The sequence below is a fragment of the Gallintestinimicrobium sp. genome, assembly GCF_046968865.1.
Lineage (GTDB): Bacteria > Bacillota > Clostridia > Lachnospirales > Lachnospiraceae > Gallintestinimicrobium > Gallintestinimicrobium propionicum.
Window position 1 is genome coordinate 5,303 of record NZ_JBKVPW010000019.1, and the last position, 16,335, is coordinate 21,637.

The 16,335-nt window shown below is 52.3% G+C and carries 13 protein-coding genes; 2 read left to right on the top strand and 11 right to left on the bottom strand.

The genetic code is table 11. From position 1 onward, the window contains the following. Positions 1-62: 62 nt before the first annotated feature. From ACLTOQ_RS14000 to ACLTOQ_RS14050, 11 genes are all read right to left on the bottom strand, one after another. Positions 63-1,037, bottom strand: coding sequence for an IS5 family transposase (locus ACLTOQ_RS14000; RefSeq protein WP_177696324.1), 975 nt, complete (start codon positions 1,035-1,037; stop codon positions 63-65). Positions 1,038-1,315: 278 nt separating this feature from the next. Next, complete coding sequence (locus ACLTOQ_RS14005; RefSeq protein WP_055658130.1) at positions 1,316-3,517, bottom strand: pyruvate formate lyase family protein; 2,202 nt, start codon at positions 3,515-3,517, stop codon at positions 1,316-1,318. Positions 3,518-3,537: 20 nt separating this feature from the next. Then, complete coding sequence (locus ACLTOQ_RS14010) at positions 3,538-4,443, bottom strand: glycyl-radical enzyme activating protein (RefSeq protein WP_055658128.1); 906 nt, start codon at positions 4,441-4,443, stop codon at positions 3,538-3,540. 151 nt (positions 4,444-4,594) lie between these two features. Continuing rightward, on the bottom strand, positions 4,595-5,722 hold the full coding sequence (locus ACLTOQ_RS14015) for a Gfo/Idh/MocA family protein (RefSeq protein ID WP_066863967.1): 1,128 nt from the start codon (positions 5,720-5,722) through the stop codon (positions 4,595-4,597). A 92-nt stretch (positions 5,723-5,814) separates the two neighbouring features. Beyond that, complete coding sequence (locus ACLTOQ_RS14020) at positions 5,815-6,702, bottom strand: sugar phosphate isomerase/epimerase family protein (RefSeq protein ID WP_055658125.1); 888 nt, start codon at positions 6,700-6,702, stop codon at positions 5,815-5,817. A gap of 19 nt (positions 6,703-6,721) precedes the next feature. After that, on the bottom strand, positions 6,722-7,843 hold the full coding sequence (locus ACLTOQ_RS14025) for a Gfo/Idh/MocA family protein (protein WP_412319707.1): 1,122 nt from the start codon (positions 7,841-7,843) through the stop codon (positions 6,722-6,724). Positions 7,844-7,878: 35 nt separating this feature from the next. Beyond that, positions 7,879-8,976 (bottom strand): Gfo/Idh/MocA family protein, encoded by a 1,098-nt coding sequence (locus ACLTOQ_RS14030; protein WP_055658121.1) that lies wholly within the window; start codon positions 8,974-8,976, stop codon positions 7,879-7,881. Positions 8,977-9,275: 299 nt separating this feature from the next. Next, on the bottom strand, positions 9,276-10,874 hold the full coding sequence (locus tag ACLTOQ_RS14035) for a response regulator transcription factor (RefSeq protein ID WP_412319709.1): 1,599 nt from the start codon (positions 10,872-10,874) through the stop codon (positions 9,276-9,278). Then, a complete protein-coding gene (locus ACLTOQ_RS14040) occupies positions 10,867-12,639 on the bottom strand; it encodes a sensor histidine kinase (protein ID WP_412319711.1) in 1,773 nt (590 codons plus the stop codon). The genes ACLTOQ_RS14035 and ACLTOQ_RS14040 overlap by 8 nt, the downstream gene beginning before the upstream one ends. 133 nt (positions 12,640-12,772) lie before the next feature. Continuing rightward, complete coding sequence (locus ACLTOQ_RS14045; RefSeq protein WP_308449299.1) at positions 12,773-13,738, bottom strand: IS5 family transposase; 966 nt, start codon at positions 13,736-13,738, stop codon at positions 12,773-12,775. A gap of 68 nt (positions 13,739-13,806) precedes the next feature. Beyond that, positions 13,807-14,799, bottom strand: coding sequence for an AraC family transcriptional regulator (locus tag ACLTOQ_RS14050; protein WP_004797305.1), 993 nt, complete (start codon positions 14,797-14,799; stop codon positions 13,807-13,809). A gap of 205 nt (positions 14,800-15,004) precedes the next feature. Between ACLTOQ_RS14050 and ACLTOQ_RS14055 the strand changes: the two genes are divergently transcribed. Further along, positions 15,005-15,589 carry an MptD family putative ECF transporter S component gene (locus ACLTOQ_RS14055; RefSeq protein ID WP_040462692.1) on the top strand — a complete coding sequence of 195 codons (585 nt, stop codon included), beginning with the start codon at positions 15,005-15,007 and terminating at the stop codon, positions 15,587-15,589. After that, positions 15,589-16,329, top strand: coding sequence for an energy-coupling factor transporter transmembrane component T (locus tag ACLTOQ_RS14060; protein ID WP_040462729.1), 741 nt, complete (start codon positions 15,589-15,591; stop codon positions 16,327-16,329). Before ACLTOQ_RS14055 ends, ACLTOQ_RS14060 begins: the two co-directional genes overlap by 1 nt. Positions 16,330-16,335 lie beyond the last annotated feature (6 nt).

Here is a 16,335-nt window from a genome sequence, read left to right on the forward strand (position 1 = left end):
GGGAAGATTCCACCCGGCAGGGCATATATACGCCATTCCATCAGCGCTGCAGCCACACTGATTTAAGCCGTCAGGCAGGATCGCCTGTCAGCCAGAATCAGATTCGCCAGCGCGAACAGGATATTCAATTTGGCAATCTGTTTTCGCAGACCTCGGTACCTAGTTTTCCGGTATCGAAGCTGGCCCTTTACTACCCCAAAGACATGCTCTACCTTGGCCCGTACGGAGGATTTCTCCTTTTCGCGGCGTTTGATCTGCCCGCGGGAACGATTGTCTGCGTGTTTACTCTGCGAGGGCCGTCTGTTGATTTTGTAACGGATCCTTTTGCCCTGGCCATTGACATTGAAAAGAACGGCGTCTTCCCGCTTTTCAGCGCCCAGGCAGCCGCTGTCGCCATATACGCTGTCCTCATCGCCGGTTAAGAGCTCCGGCACCATCGTCACATCATGGATGTTGGCGCTGGTGACCTTTACTGTGTGAACCAACCCGCTGTCTTTATCCACGCCGATGTGAGCTTTATAGCCGAAGTGCCAGCTGTTCCCCTTTTTCACCGAGTGCGCTTCCGGGTCTCGTTTCTTTTCCCTGTTCTTTGTCGAGGACGGCGCTGCGATCAGGGTAGAGTCCACTATGGTTCCCTTCTTCAGCAGCAGGCCTCTTTCCTGCAGCAGATATACCACCTGCGCAAACAACTTCTCCTGCAGCCCGCTGCGGAGCAGCAAATTCCGGAACCGACCCAGTGTATCTCCGTCCGGCACCTGATTGCTCGATTCCACTCCGCAGAATTCCGAGAATGCACGGCTGTCGATCACTTCCGCTACCGTTGCCTTGTCCGACAGATCATACAGGTTTTGAACCAGATAAATCCGCAGCATCCGTTCTAGATCGTAGGGCTTATTGCCGCGCTCTCCTTTGTAATAGTGCGGCCGGATCAGTTCGATCCACTCTCCCCACGGCACGATGCGCTCTATCTGACTCAGAAATTCTTTCTTCTTTGTCCGCACCTGGCTCAATTCATCGCTCAGGCCCGACAGACTCATCTGCTTATCCATAGTATTATTATATCATATTTTTTCTTTGTGCGGTGTTGCCATAATTTCTTTTACTCTCCCCGGCCTAGTCGGGGGCTCTCGTTTCGCTAAAGTATATCAAAACAGGGAGGCACCGCTTGCACGATGCCTCCCTGCAGAAAGTTTACGTATCTGACCAAATGATTTCTGATATTTCTTTATGCTTCCTGATCAGCCTGCCATTTAAGATTTATTTTCGCAATAAAACCGTGACGTAGAAAAAACAGAAGCCAAGCCAAATCATTTGTTCAGCCCTGTATGAGAATACGATCCACCACCAGTTTTCTGAACTCCGGAGTCAGAGAGCAGAAGTACGCCGTAAAGCCCGTGACGCGTACCACCAGGTTGGGGTACTTGCTGGGGTCCTTGTCGGCTTCGAGAATCTGCTGGCCGTTCACAATATTGATGTTCAGCAGGGTGGCCCCCTGCTCGAACAGCGTCATGATATAGTCGGCGATCTTTTGCACAGCCTCCTCACCGCGCCCCATACCAGGGTCAAGCTCCAGCTGTACCGGCGCGGTATTCCCATAGCCCGGCTGCACCGCACAGATGGAATTGCTCATTGCGGTGAGGGCGCCGTCCTTGCGGAAGCCGGGGTGCGGGTTGGCCCCATGGTTGATCGGTTCGAAGGCGTGGCGGCCGTTGGGGGTGGCACCTACCTGCTTGCCGAGCACAATCGTATTCGACCAGCTGAACCAGCCGGGGATAAACTGGTAGCCCGGATACTTCTGGCTGACGGAGCGCACCTGGTTGGAGTATGACTCCGAAATTTTCACCGCCCACTGGTCGCTGATGGTGTTTCCGCCGCCGTAGCGGGCACTGCGGGAGAGCATCTGGCGTACAAGCTCACCGCCCTTATCCTGGAAATCTGTTTTCAGATGATGGTAAAGCGTCTCCCAGTCGATCCGCTTCTCCTCCTCCACCCGCTGCTGCAGTGCGCCAAAAGAGTCCGCCACCGTGGCAATAGCCGAGCCGTCCATGCAGAGGTTGTAGTACATGGCGCCGCCGCACGTCATATCCAGACCTTTTTCGATAGGACCATGACTGATCAGGTTCAACATCAGCTCCGGCTCGTTGTACTGTTGGTACCGCAGGTGGAACGCGATACCCTCGGCAGTTACCTCTACAGCCCGGGCCATATGTCTCTGGTACAGATCCCACAGCAGTTGTGTGGAGTATGGGCCCTTATGGCTCATCATCTCATCCATGGCAACCTCGAACACCTTAGCGCTGTTGATTTTGATGCAGTCATTCAAGCTGTACTCCATGCCGGGCAAGCTCATCCAGTGGCAGCCCACCGCGATCCTCTGCCGGGCAAGCGATTCGGGATAGCCCAAACGCATGAAGCCTCTGTTCAGGGCCTCGTCACCGGAAAAGCGCGGCCAGCCGTTCTTGTTCTTGAACAGGTAGTCCACCGCTTTGTTCAGGAACTTTCTGTCGATGTTTTCGTCCACTCTTACCGTGATGTTGCAAGCCGAATCCAGCTTATCCGCTCCCTCGAGCACCATATAGCTGAACTCGCTGAGCAGGGGATCGCCGTTTTCGTTTGTCCCTCCGATCTGGTAATAGTGCGGATCGTTGAGCAACAGACAAGCGATGTAGAAGATCGCCTCGTCCCTGGTGATCCTCCCCTCTTTCATGTCGGCATCGTAGTACTGTTTGAGCACGTCATCGAGCTGGAAACCCGCTCCGTCGCGGTTGTAGGTGCGGCTGGCCATGTTGAACCAGCAAACCCACTGACAGGCTTCCCGCATGGTTTTGGGCGCACCGTTGAGGATGTTGCGATTTACCTGCGCCATTTGAAGCAGGTTTTCCCGCAGGACCGGATGGCGCTCCACACGGGCCAGACGCTCGCTCTCCTCAATCGCGTGCGAGATCCAGTTCTGCACACCGTGCACCACAAGTTCCTCCGCGTCGTAAAACTCTGCGTGTTCGGGGTGCTTTTTGCGGTAGAAAGCCAGCTTTTCCAAGATCCCGCCCCAGCCAAGGCTCAACCCGATCCGGTAGTCGCCGCCGAAGTGCGCGTCCGAGCCGATCCCGGAGATAATGCCATACAGTTCCTGTTCCGGCTTGAGATCATCGTAGGGAAAATTCGGGTTCCAGTTCAGCCCCTTGTCCGGGGATTTCTCGTCAAACCAGATCATACTGAACATCCAGCGGCAGGTGAACGCGTCCACCGGATCAATGTAGACCGGGTGCTCAGTCATCAGCTTGTAAAAATTCTTGCTCCACCCGTCATACCCGTACCAGGAACCGTTCTCATGGTTCGGAATGCAATGGAACTGGTACGTCTCCGGAGCCGGGATGCTTCCATAGTCATCCCCGTCCTGATACACCTTCATGGTGGACTTCACCCTGGTTTCCTCAAGCTTTCTTTCCTTTAAAATTTTGATCCTGTCATCGTAGCTCATGGGAGCATCCGGCTGGAATATATTGATTCTGTTGACCATACAACCTCTCCCTTTCTTCGTCAGCCTACCCTCACGGAAAGTCCGGGCGTTTGAGCGGCCACCCATTTCAGGCGTGCTGCGCCTTCCTCTCCAGTGGGGCGGGTCCCGGCAAATGTATTGTCCATCTGCAGGGCGTCATACTTGCTCTCTCCCAGGGGATTGAACAGCAGAAGCTCATAATATTGAGCGCCTCCCAGGGTTCCCACGTAGTTGGCAATGCTGCCGATCTCCTCCTCCGTGTCGTTCACTCCGGGGATCACCGGGGTACGCACCAGATAAGGCTTGCCGGAAGCCGCCACCTTCTTTGCGTTCTCCAGGATTTGACGATTGCTCACGCCGGTCCAGCGTCTGTGCGCTTCCTCATCGAAAATCTTGATGTCGAACATCACCAGATCGAGGAAGGGCAGCATTCTTTCGTAGACGCTCCATGGCGCATGCAGGTTCGTCTCGATCGCCGTGGAAATTCCCTCCTTTTTCAGGGCCTGCAGCAATTCCAGGGCAAATTCTGGCTGCGTGGAAACCTCGCCGCCGGAGAGTGTTACGCCGCCGCCGGAATTCCGGTAGTAAGCCCTGTCCTGCAGGATCTCCTCCATCACTTCCTCAACGGTCATCTCCTTTCCGGACATGACGAGAGCACCGGAGAAGCAGTTCGCGGCGCAGGCTCCGCAGTGCTTGCAGGCGGTGCGATCGTACTGCAGGGCACCGTTTTTGCCGAGGGTTCTGGCTCCCGCCCTGCAGGCCTCCACACAGGCGCCGCAGCCAATGCATTTGTCCGGATAAATCATCAGCTGTGGCCGAACCGACAGCGTTTCCGGGTTATGGCACCATTTGCACGCCATGTTGCACCCCTTGAAAAACACTGTGGTGCGGATCCCCGGTCCGTCTTTCAGCGCAAACCTCTCGATCTCCGTTATGATTCCTTTCATGGATTCCTCCCCTTCCGTTGTCGTCTCGCACACCAGAACAGGGGGCTCTCCCGCCCGGGCAGAGTCCCCCCTGTTGCGTTTCGTCCCAAGGCGAAACGGCAAGTTCTTCCGTCACGCCGTGCTCTGTGCAAATATCCCTTGCAGCTTCCGCTTACCGGTCCAGTTCCTGAGCAGTGACTTCCCTGCCCAGCTGTGCAGATTTGTAAAACGCTTCGATGATCGCAACCACATTCATAACCTCGTCCTTCTGGATGGGGTATTCCTCCATGGTCATTTCCCCGTTGAGGACCTTCAGGATGTAGTTCATCTCGTGGATGTGGCCGGTGAAATCTGAGAGCTCCGTATATGGGTCGGGGAAAACTCTCGGCAAAACGTCGGCCTGGTAATTGCCCTGCGTCGTGAGCAGCTTGAGTCCATCGTCCCCAATGGTCAGACCGCCCTTGTCTCCGCAGATGCTGACAGTGTTGCTGTTGGGCAGATTCAGCGCCCAGGAGATCTTGAAAGTGACTGTCATGCCATTTTCCAGACGAATGTAGCCGTTGGCAAATTCCTCAACATCAAACTCTTTCATGTCGAACTTTCTGGGAGTGAACAGACCGGTGGGAGCTCCGCTCTCCGCATTGGAGAACTCAATATTCTTCTCCTTGTTGACGATCCTGGTCACAGCACTTCCACTGACGGAAACCATCTTCGGGTTACCGGAAATTGACATCAGGTAGTCGCACATATGAACGCCCAGGTCGCAGAAGGCGCCGCCCACATTTTCTTTCGCCATGTGGAACATGCCCCATCTCGGAACGCCGCGGCGCCGGACCAGGTTCAGATCCGCGTAGTAAATGTCTCCCAGGCAACCGCTTTTTGCCAGTCCGGCAGCCGCTTTGAAGTTACCCGTGAAACGCAGAGACTGGATGACAAACAGATGTTTCCCCGCCTTCTCCGCCGCGTTGAACATCTCCTCCGCATCCGCGCAGGTTACAGCCACAGGCTTTTCGCAGACTACATGGCAGCCCGCACGGAAACCGGCAAGGGTATACTCCTTGTGGTATGCGTTCGGTGTGCACACGGAGATGATGTCGGGTTTCTCCTCCTCCAGCATTTTATACGGATCCACATAGTACTTGGGGATCCCGTGACGCTCGGCGGTTTCTTTGGCGGCTTCCTCGCGGATATCTGCCACTGCGACAATCTTCACCTTGTCACCCATGGCTTTGTAGGCGGGAATATGTGCCGCGTTGCAAATCATACCGTTGCCGATGATGGCAACCTTATACTGCTTCATTACTCCTACTCCTCTTCCAAAAAAACATAATTTTTATTCGGCGCCGCGCCCGGATCGAGGGGGATACCCCCTGTGTGCCTCCAGACGGCAGCTCAGTATTCACCCGCAAGGCAGAGCTTGAGATGATCCATCGCCTGCTTGTTGTAGCGGCGGGGGTTGTCTGTGAACTCCAGCTCGACAGAAAGGTTCCCGTCATACCCGACATTCTTCAGCGCCTGAATCACAGCGGGATAGTCGGTGATGCCGCAGCCGGCGGGGATGTTGTTTCTGGAGACGGCATCGCTGTCTTTGCAGTGAACATTGAAAATACGTTTGCCTCCCAGCATGTAGATCGTCCATTCCGGATCGATGTGCTGCATGATCAGGTGGTTCGTGTCCAGCTGAATGCCGAAATCCGGGTCATCGACGTCCTTGAGCAGCTGCAGCATGGCGTGCGGTGTGGAGATCATGGAATAGGGGAAGCACTCCACGGACATGCGCAGCCCGTACCGCTTTGCAATGGCCAGACACTTGCGGTAACTGTCCATCAGGGTATCCCAGTCCTTCTGGTAGCAGTAGTCGGCGGGCATATGGTATCCCTGCTTGATCGCCGGTGCGGCGGGGTTGAACTTCCAGGGGGTTGCGCCGCAGGGCATCGGCACCAGCGTGGAGACAATCCGGCATCCGATCCACTTTGCGGCCTGTGCGGCCTTCTCGAAGTGCCTGACGCTGTCCTCCCTTTTTTCGCTGCAGGCGTCGTTCCACGAAGCGTCCTGGAAGACGAACACGTTGGGTTCAAGGCCGATGGAGCGGGAGTGATCCCCCAGCGCCCGGCAGGCTTCCTCCGTGAAGAATTCATCCAGTGCTTCCGGGGTTCCCAGATAGTCCACGCCCTCGAAGCCGAGTTCACGGATCTGATCCGCGATTCGGATCAGAGAGTCCCCATGCGGCATATCCTCCGGGATCGGCGTCCAACCCCAGGAAACGTTTGCAAGTTTCATGTAGCATCCTCCTCTTATATTACCCAATCGTCCAACAAGCGGTTTTTACTTCTTCCATTTTCAACGACCGGCTGGAGCGAATTCCCGCATCCAACATAGCGGCAGACCAAAGATTGTTATTGAGATCCATGGTGTAGTGTACCGGTTCTCCGGTCTCCAGGTGATGGAAGACCTCCTGAGCCAGGTTGGATCTTCCATCAGGCAGCGGGTAGTCGTCGGAGCAATACACCTTGCTGGGCGTTGTGGAATAACGATCGAGGTAAACACAAACGTTGGCATGAATGCCGTGATCGCCGCCGTTTTCCACAATCAGGGCGCCCTTTTCGCCCCAGACAATGGGCCCGGAGGGATAGCCGCTGCTTATGGTGTTCCAGGTTCCCTCCAGAATGGAAACCGCCTCGGGGTACCGAACCATCAGGGAGGCGTAGTCCTCCGCGTCGCCAAACCGGTGGTTAAAGTTCGCCTTCAAGCCATACACGCCCTGAGGCTTTTCGCCCAGGTACCAGTTGGAAAGGATGGTGCCGTAGCAGCAGTAGTCCAGCAAGCTGCCGCCTCCCGCCGCTTCCTGATGCCACCATTCCTTGCCCAGCTGCCGATCCGTCATGACCTGGCCGTAAGAGAACGGACCCATGGAATCCGGGTTGCGGAACTGGAAACGGTACACCTTTCCCACAACGCCTTCGCTGACAAGCTTCTGGCCCAGGCGGACGCTGGCCTGCCATGTGGTCGGCCAATTGATCATGCAGTCCGCCTTACCGATCCGGGAAGCGCGGGCAATAGCCATGGCGTGTTCAGTGGAATAGGCCAACGGCTTTTCCACCACCACGTGGATCCCGCGCATGAGGATCTCGGGGATAATGATTCCGTGAAACGCGTTCTCGCAGTTCACAAGGACAAGGTCGGGTTTGAGATCGAGAAGATCACGGTAATCCTCAAACACGCGGGTGAACCCACACTGCTCCTGACAGAGCTTCAGGTTCATGGAGCGGCTGGAGCTTTCAAAATATTCAGACTCTACCATCGGCTTGATATCCGAGGCACCGATCCATTCCACGCGCTCCGGCATGGACAGAAACGGCTTGATCTGACCCAAAACGTGCATGTGAGCGAAGCCCACCAGACCAATGCGATATTTCTTCATAACATTCACCTCATCTGTGATCAGTTCCCCTCTGCTCAGAAAGTGGTGTGCAGCGGGACAATGCTCTTTGTCTTGATCGCTTCCGGAATAGTGCACATGATGTCCACCACGTGTCTGGCGTGCTCCGGGGGCAAACCGACGGGACGGTCCTCCTCAATGGCATGGATCAGATCCTGAACCACCTTGCATTGGAAAAAGTTCATCTCAGAAGCCGGAACATCCCACTCCATAGGCTTCAGCCAGCCGCGAATACCGCGCTCCGGCGCATCAAGGTAAACTTCCAGCGAATCGAGCGGGTTCATGTTACCGTTGTTGACGAAAGTGATCGTTCCCTTTGTACCGAAAATCTCCATCTGAGGTGCGCGGCTGTCCTTCTGGCAGAAACCAGACTCCACCACCGCCATGGTTCTCTCGCCGTAATCGAGCGTAATGATGTAGTTATCGTACAGCTGGTCGGCCTGGATCTGCATGCCGTCAAAGGTACCGGTTCTTACCGTGCGGACAGGCTCGGAGATTTTGGCCATGCAGCCCACAGCCTTCGCGGGACCAAGGATGCCCGTGGTCATGGTAAGGCCGTGGACGCCCATGTCGTACAGGGCGCCGCTGCCGGGCCGGTGGAACCAGGTGGGGTCCGCCGTGCGGTACTGGAAATATTCCGGGCCGCCGTGGCAAACGTTGGTGTGCACCTTCATAATCTCCCCGATGCAGCCGTCGGCAATCAGCTTTTTGGCAAAGCGGATGTCGTCACGCAGCATGTGGATCGGTGAAGCAGTGTATTTCACACCGGCTGCCTTGGCAGCCTCGATCTGCTCGGTCACCTCCTCCACCGTCAGGCCGACGGGCTTCTGTGAGTAAAGATGCTTTCCGGCCCGCAGCGCCTTCATGTTGATCTCGTGGTGCGCTGGGATCGATGTCGTGTTCATCAGGATCTCGAAGTCACACTTCTCCAGCAGTTCATCGATGCTGGTGTACCAGGCCGGCACATGAAATTTTTCTGCATAGTTCTTTGCTCTCTCCGGGATGATATCGCAGACTGCAACCAGATCCGCCTCCGGAATCTCGCCGATCCGGGGAAGATACGTATTGTCCGCGATCGATCCGCAGCCAATTAAGGCAACCTTCCATTTTTTCATTTCTGCATTCCTCCATTGTGTCAGTATTGTAATGCCGGGAAACCTGTTCCCGGGCCTGGGTTCAGCTCTTGATGCCGGATGTGGCGATTCCCTGCACGAAGAACTTCTGGGTAAACATGAAGAAGATGATGACAGGGAAGGACAAGAGGAACACGCCGGCCAGAGTTTGTTTTCCCGAATTAGGTTACTTATATTATAGAGAATCTGTTCACTATTTTCCATAAACGCTGTTGAAGAAAACATCAGGATATTGAACAATTTTAGTACACAAAGCTTAAACCCGCGGAGGATCTTGAACTTTATTTATTCATATTGACCTTTCCCTCACTGTGCTTCAGGCCGTTCCTGTACTCTGCCGGAGTGCACCGCATAATCTTTTTAAAGACGATATTAAAATGGGTGGAGCTGTTGAAGCCGGTAAGCTCTGCCACCTCGTAGATTTTCAGCCGGAAGTCGTTCAGGTACTCCTTCGCCTGTTCAATCCGGGTGTGGTAGATGTACTGCTGCACGGAAATCCCCAGGTTTTTTTGGAACAGGCGGCAGAGATAAGACTTACTGATCATCAGGTGGTCGGCGATCTCATCGAGCGAGATGTCGCCGCGGCTCAAATTCTGCCGGATATAATCCGCCGCCTCGCGAATCAGGTAGTTTTTCTGGTCAAGAGCCGGCTCTCCTGTCTTCAACCCCTTTTGGAAGTCCTCAAGGAAACGCTGCGCTTCCTCCACGGTTTCGCAGGCCTGAAGCTTTTCCACCGTTTCTTCCGGCGCCTTTCCCTCCTGCAGGAGAAGGAAGCGCACCATATTGGAGAAAAAGTTCTGCACCCCCATAACGTCCAGGTTCTCCCTGTGGTGCTGCTGCAGCCACTGGATGAAAGCATAAAATCGGGAAAAGATTTGCGTGTATTGCTTCTGCGACACACAGATATTGATATTGCCAAGGCATTCCTTGACTTCCGGGCGGCTCATCGTCCGATCCGGCTTGCGCATCTCCTTGATAAGGAACCTGTCCGGCTGAAAATAGTGAAGCTGCAGAGAGTAGCGCGCGTGCTCGAACGCCTCCGGCAGTGCAGAGAATTTCGAGACGGCGCTGCTGACACCGTAGCAGGTGTCAGCATTCAGATAATTCTGGAACACGGTGTGGAGTTCGTGGACCAGGCTGCAGGCTTTCTCCTCCCACTGGGTGCTGCTGACACTGTTCTGACTGCTCAGCAGGATAACATACCGGTTTTCCTGCAGAAGAAAAACTTCCAGTTCCTGCGTCCACTGGTGCAGCACTTCCACTGTGAGGTTGATAACGCTTTGTTCCAGTGGGAAGGGGCGTCCCTCTCCGTAACGGGCCTGTACTTTCTGGTAATTCTGCACTGCAAACACAATGCAGCAGAGGTTTCCTTCCCGGATGTGCAATTGACTGACAGGCAACTGCCGTTCAGCAGGTTCGCTGCTGCCGGTGATCAGACGGTGCAGGCAGACATGACGCGCGTAGCTGTCCCAGCCTCCCTGCCCCTCGTCCTGCTTTTTGCACAGTGAGTGCCGTACCTCCTCCAGAACCGTCAGGATGTTCGCGCTGTTGATCTCATTTTTTCTCAGGTAATCGAACGCACCGTTCTTCATTGCCTCTTTTACAAAACAGAAATCATCGTGGCAGCTCAAGATAATAACCTTGCACTGAATCTTCAGCTTTTGCAGGGATTTCAGAACTTCGATCCCGTTCATCACCGGCATACAGACGTCGAGCAGGACGATATCCGGGTGTTTTTCCCTGATCATCTCCAGGCCGGTCTGCCCGTTGTCCGCTTCTCCTACAATCTCATAGCCATACTCTTCCCACGCCACAGAAGATTTGATTCCGAGCCGGACCAGGCTCTCGTCATCAATGATCGCGATCCCGATGTTACGCATTTGCCATCTCCTCCTTATAGATACGGGCTGGAATTTCCACAATCACCCTCGTGTACTTGCCGGGTTCGCTGTCGATTTGAATACCGTACTCCTCTCCAAAAATATACTGGATTCTCTTATTCACATTATAAAGACCGATCTTGTTAAACGAATGGGAGTTGAGGGGATGATCTTCCTCCAGAGCCTGTCGGATCTTCTCCTTGCTCATCCCTTTGCCATTGTCGATCACCTCATACAGAATACGGTCTTCTTTTCGGGTAATGTTGATCTGCACCGTGCATTGCCGGACCATACTGCTGAAACCGTGGTAGATGGAATTCTCTACGATCGGTTGCAGAAGGAATTTCAGCGTTTCGCAGTTTTCCAAGCCCGGCTCCACATGGACATCAACAAAGATCCTGTCGAAATATTTGAGGTTGATCAGGTTGATGTAGTCCCGGATCAGATCGATCTCGTCCTGAATCCGGATGACCTCCCGGCTGTTTTTGGAGGAAAACTGCATGAGCTTGATCATGGAATCCAACGCCGTTACCATACGCTTGGATCCTTGCATATCCGCCATCCACTTGATGGAATTGAGCGTGTTGTAGATAAAATGGGGATTGATCTGGGATTGGAGCGCCATGAGTTCTGCCCTGCGCAATTGGATCTGCGTCTCGTAGTTTTTGATGGTGAGGGCGTTGATCTCGTTGATCATGTGCTGGTAGCTGCGGGAAAGGCCTTTGATCTCCACCTGATTTTCAGGGAGCGGAATCCCGCTTTTTTCCTCTTCAAAGCGCTGGAGCTTCACATAAAGCTCCTGAAGCGGACGTGTAAAGATTTTGGAAATAAAGATTGAAACCAGAACTGCCAGAACCGTAAGGATCAGCATGAGGAGGAGCGTCATATAAGAAACAACGGCGATCTCTTGATCCAACTGGCTGCGTGGAATCATTTTGACGCTTTTCCATCCCAGGCTTTTGGAGCCCGAGACGATCGTATCGTACAATTTCCCGTCGATTCGGCAGGAAGAAATGCCGTCTTCCAGGCCGCCCTGAAAGAATTTACCGCCAATCTCCTCCGTCAGATTGCTGAACACAACGTTGTTTTCGTCATCCAGCAGGTAAAACCGCTCCTGCGAATCTTCCTTGAAAGCCGGCCAGCAGGTCTGGAGATCGTGTACGTTAATGTTGATTAGCATAGTGCCAAGCAGTTGGGAATCATATGGGGAGTAAATTGATCTTCCGACAGTTACGCAATAGGGGCTGGCTGCGTCGGAGAATGCGTACACCAGACGGTTTTGGTGCACTCCCACCAATACTTTCGCCCCCTCTTTACTGGCAATCTTTTCGTACCACTCTTCCGCATGGATATCATAGGACGGATTGACGTTTCCCTCTGTGCAGTAGTAAAACATGCTGTTGTTCCTCGGAAATATGGCGATAGTCTCTATTCTGCCATCCAGGTAATAGCCGTCCTTGTAAAGCAGCTTGTCCACCTGTGCCTTGTCGCGGTATCCTTCGAGAGGTGAACTCTGTTCCTCATAGCTTTTCTGCAGAATGTCTATGAGCTCTTCATTCATTAGCAGGGAATCGGAAATCTTGAAGATTGAATTGAAAAAGTTATCAACGCTGTAAATAATCTGGCTGTTATTCTGCAGCTCCTGCTGCTGCACGTTGCTCAAAAGGACCCCGCTGAAATACTGATAATAAAAGCCTCCCAGTACCACCGCGGGGATCACCGCAATCATGAGCATAGACAATGTCAGCTTTTTTCTCAACGACATATCGTTTTCCTTTCTCGAAAGACTATCGTCCTATGGCAGCACCGCACAATTGCTGAGGCAAGCGCTGTCGAATCACCCATCAGGCAGGAAACCATAGGCTTCCCGGCGCATTTCTTCGCGAGAGCGCACAACTTCAAGCCGCCAGGCAGGGCCTGTCAGCCAGAAGCAGATTCGCCAATGCGAACATGATATTGAATTTGGCTCGCTGCTTTTCGAGCCCTCGGTATCGCGTTTTTCGAAATTGCAGCTGTTTCTTGACGACACCGAATACGTGCTCTACTTTTGCCCGAACAGAAGACTTTGCGTGTTCTGCTTTCTTTGCGGCATACTGGCCGCTCTTGCTCAGCTTTTTTAATTGAGATGGACGTCGGTTAATTTTGTATTTGATCTTGCGTCCGGATTTGTTCCGAACGATCGCGTCCTCACGGTTCCCGGCTCCAAGATAGCCACTGTCGCCGTAAACGACATCTTCCTCACCGGTCAGCAGGGATGAAGTCTGCGTCACATCATGGACATTGGCTGGTGTCGCCTCCACTGTGTGTACCAGTCCGCTGTCCTTATCCACCCCAACATGGGCTTTATAGCCAAAGTGCCATGTGTTGCCCTTCTTGACCTGATGTGCATCCGGATCCCGCTTTTTCTCCTTGTTCTTGGTGGAAGACGGCGCGGAAATAATGGTGGAATCTACGATCGTTCCCTTTTTCAGGATAAGGCCCTGTTCAGTGAGCGCGGTAACAACTTGTGCAAACAGTTTCTCCTGCAGTCCATTCTTCACCAGCAGGTTCCGAAAGCGGCCAATGGTATCTCCGTTCGGCACCTGATTGCTGGAATCAACGCCGCAGAACTCTGAAAATGCCCGGCTGTCGATTGCCTCCGCCGCTGTTGCTTCATCACTCAGGTCATACAGATTTTGCAGCAGATACAACCGCAGCATGGTCTCCAGTGGATAGGGTTTATTGCCGCGCTCTCCTTTGTAATAGCACGGCTGGATCAGCGTAAGCCATTCCTTCCATGGGACGATCCGTTCGATCTGGGCTAGAAATTCTTTCTTCTTTGTCCGTACCTGCGCCAGCTCATCACTCAGCGCAGTCATTGTCATCTGTTTATCCATGGTCTTATTATATCACTTCTGGCAGTATCGCGCCTACTTTTCTGTGCGGCATTGCCTTATATATTTCCCAAATTCTTTGACCGCCGGTATTCCAGTGGGGACAGACCAAATTGCTTTTTGAATACCGAAGCAAATTTGCTCTGGTTTATATATCCAACCTGCTCCGCTGCCTCTGCTACAGACAGCTTTGTGGTAGAAAGTAATTCTGCGGCTTTTTTCATACGGGTTTCACGCAGATACACGGAGATGTTCTGTCCAAAAACTCCCCGGAAATAGTTTTTCAGGCTGGTTTCACTGACGGAAAACTGTGCAGCCAGTTCCCACGCAGGATGGTGCTGGCGCAGATCAGAAGTGATGATTTTTTCCACACGCTTTGCAATATCTACCTGTGTTTCTGTGAAGAATGTGCAGGCTTGAGAAGGCGGTATTTCTTTCAGATTCTGGAGCAGCGAAAAAAGCGCCAGGGTATAGATTTTCATTTGCATAATGGAAAGCGGCACAGAGATATCCAACAAGGACCACAGTTTTTTTAGTATTTCTTCTATTTCGGGAGAAATGGCCGAGATATAAGTGCTTCCAGCCGGGCAGTAAAGCTCTCTGATTTTGTGGAAATCAATATCAAATTCCGTTTGTATCCAGGCACTTTGCTCTGCTGCGGCATCCATATCAATAAAAAACTCCATACCTTCATAAATTCGGCGGGGATAAACATATTGCTGTCTGGCAAAGCGTTCTGTCAGAGATATTTCACCGTCTTTCACATACACAAAGTTTCCGTTATTCAGAATGAGCTCACACCGCCCGGTTACGCAGTAATTTAAGAGCAGCGGGCCTGTTTCTATGGAGCCATTATCACGAAAGTCCGGAGCTGCCCATGTGGGTGAATTTATAAAAATATAGGCTAAGGTGAGTCCGGGAAACAATGGGAAAAAGGTCATAGAGCCTTTTCCATCTTTCTCTTTTAAGATGAGCTCGGCGCTATATTCACTGCGTTTTATGGATATACCGGGGACTTCAATGCTTTTCTTAATGATTTCATCTATCTTCATTTCATAACTCCTACTATTCGGTTTTTTGGCGGGCCTGCTTGAATTGGCAATTCTATTATAAAAGCAGGAACCCAGCCAGTCAACCTTAAAACTCGTTGCTGTTTGGAGCTAAAAAGACGATTGGTTGTAGAGAACTGTGTCGTACTATGGTATCTTATAGAGAGGTTAGTAAATGCTAACCAGCAAATGAATGGAGGTATTCGTTATGAATAACAAGTTACAAACAAAAGACCTGATTAACCTCGGTCTGTTCACGGTTCTTTACTTTGTCATCGGGTGCTGTGTTGCTATTCCCATTGGGTTTGTTCCGATCTTTCTTCCTGTCCTCGGAAGTCTGTGGTCGCTGATTACCGGCATCCCTTTCATGCTGTTCCTCACCAGGGTTAAGAAATTCGGCATGGTTACAATCATGGGCGTTTTGAGCGGCCTGCTGATGGGGCTTACCGGCATGGGTTTCTGGGGTGTGCCTATGGGGCTGATTTTCGGCTTGCTTGGAGACCTGATTTTGAAATCCGGCGATTATAAAAGTGCAAAGAAAAGTATTCTTGGTTATGCAGTATTCAGTCTGTGGATGGTCGGTACATACATCCCCATGTATTTTATGGTCGAGGACTCCTGGGCCAGCTTTGCCGCCAGTTTCGGTGAGGAATACGCCGATCGGGTAATGGCGGTCATGCCGATGTGGAGCATTATCCTTGTGGTTGCCGGGATTTTTGTCTTTGCCATTTTGGGCGGTCTGCTTGGAAAAGCACTCCTGAAAAAACACTTTGCGAAAGCGGGAATTGCATGATGGAGGGGGTATCCTTCTCTGCCACAACGGACAATCGCAGAGGGATTCGGCTTGATCCGCGCACGAAGTTGATTTTGCTGCTGACGGTTACTACATTGATGTTCAGCACCAGCAACGAAGGGATTATGAATTTTATAAAACCTGTGTTAAGCCTGATCCCCTTTGTGCTGATCCTGTCGGAACGCCGCTTCAAAACGGCAGGCAAGTATCTGTTTTTATATCTTGCCTGTTTTGTATTGGAACGCATAGCTCTGACGACATTAAGTGGTCTGTTGTCCTTTGTGGTTTTGGCAATTACATCCATTATGACGCGGTTTGCCCCAGGCATTATGACGGGGGCCTATCTGCTTTCTTCAACCTCAGTCAGTGAGTTTATCGGTTCTATGGAACGTATGCACCTGACAGAAAAAATTATAATTCCTATGTCTGTTATTTTTCGTTTCTTCCCCACAATCAGCGAAGAATACCAGGCAATCCGGGACGCAATGAAAATGAGAGGCATACGATTTGGTGGGAAAAACCCATTTTTAATGGTGGAATACCGTCTTGTACCGCTGATGGTGTCCGTTGTAAAAATTGGGGATGAACTTTCCGCCGCTGCACTGACGCGGGGGCTTGGCGCTCCGGTCAAACGGACCAACGTATGTCAGATTGGTTTTCATATTCAGGACATGATTGCTGTTCTGCTCTGTGCTTTATGTTTTGCGCTGTTTTTGATGGGACAGTATTTTGTTTTTTAAGGGGGT

Excerpts from the sequence above, each read along its gene's own strand:
- ACLTOQ_RS14035 (WP_412319709.1), bottom strand. The coding sequence starts at position 10,874 with ATGCGTAACATCGGGATCGCGATCATTGATGACGAGAGCCTGGTCCGG.
- ACLTOQ_RS14055 (WP_040462692.1), top strand. The coding sequence starts at position 15,005 with ATGAATAACAAGTTACAAACAAAAGACCTGATTAACCTCGGTCTGTTC.
- ACLTOQ_RS14010 (WP_055658128.1), bottom strand. The coding sequence starts at position 4,443 with ATGAAAGGAATCATAACGGAGATCGAGAGGTTTGCGCTGAAAGACGGA.
- ACLTOQ_RS14060 (WP_040462729.1), top strand. The coding sequence starts at position 15,589 with ATGGAGGGGGTATCCTTCTCTGCCACAACGGACAATCGCAGAGGGATT.
- ACLTOQ_RS14000 (WP_177696324.1), bottom strand. The coding sequence starts at position 1,037 with ATGAGTCTGTCGGGCCTGAGCGATGAATTGAGCCAGGTGCGGACAAAG.
- ACLTOQ_RS14015 (WP_066863967.1), bottom strand. The coding sequence starts at position 5,722 with ATGAAGCAGTATAAGGTTGCCATCATCGGCAACGGTATGATTTGCAAC.
- ACLTOQ_RS14005 (WP_055658130.1), bottom strand. The coding sequence starts at position 3,517 with ATGGTCAACAGAATCAATATATTCCAGCCGGATGCTCCCATGAGCTAC.
- ACLTOQ_RS14025 (WP_412319707.1), bottom strand. The coding sequence starts at position 7,843 with ATGAAGAAATATCGCATTGGTCTGGTGGGCTTCGCTCACATGCACGTT.
- ACLTOQ_RS14050 (WP_004797305.1), bottom strand. The coding sequence starts at position 14,799 with ATGAAGATAGATGAAATCATTAAGAAAAGCATTGAAGTCCCCGGTATA.
- ACLTOQ_RS14020 (WP_055658125.1), bottom strand. The coding sequence starts at position 6,702 with ATGAAACTTGCAAACGTTTCCTGGGGTTGGACGCCGATCCCGGAGGAT.
- ACLTOQ_RS14045 (WP_308449299.1), bottom strand. The coding sequence starts at position 13,738 with ATGACAATGACTGCGCTGAGTGATGAGCTGGCGCAGGTACGGACAAAG.
- ACLTOQ_RS14030 (WP_055658121.1), bottom strand. The coding sequence starts at position 8,976 with ATGAAAAAATGGAAGGTTGCCTTAATTGGCTGCGGATCGATCGCGGAC.
- ACLTOQ_RS14040 (WP_412319711.1), bottom strand. The coding sequence starts at position 12,639 with ATGTCGTTGAGAAAAAAGCTGACATTGTCTATGCTCATGATTGCGGTG.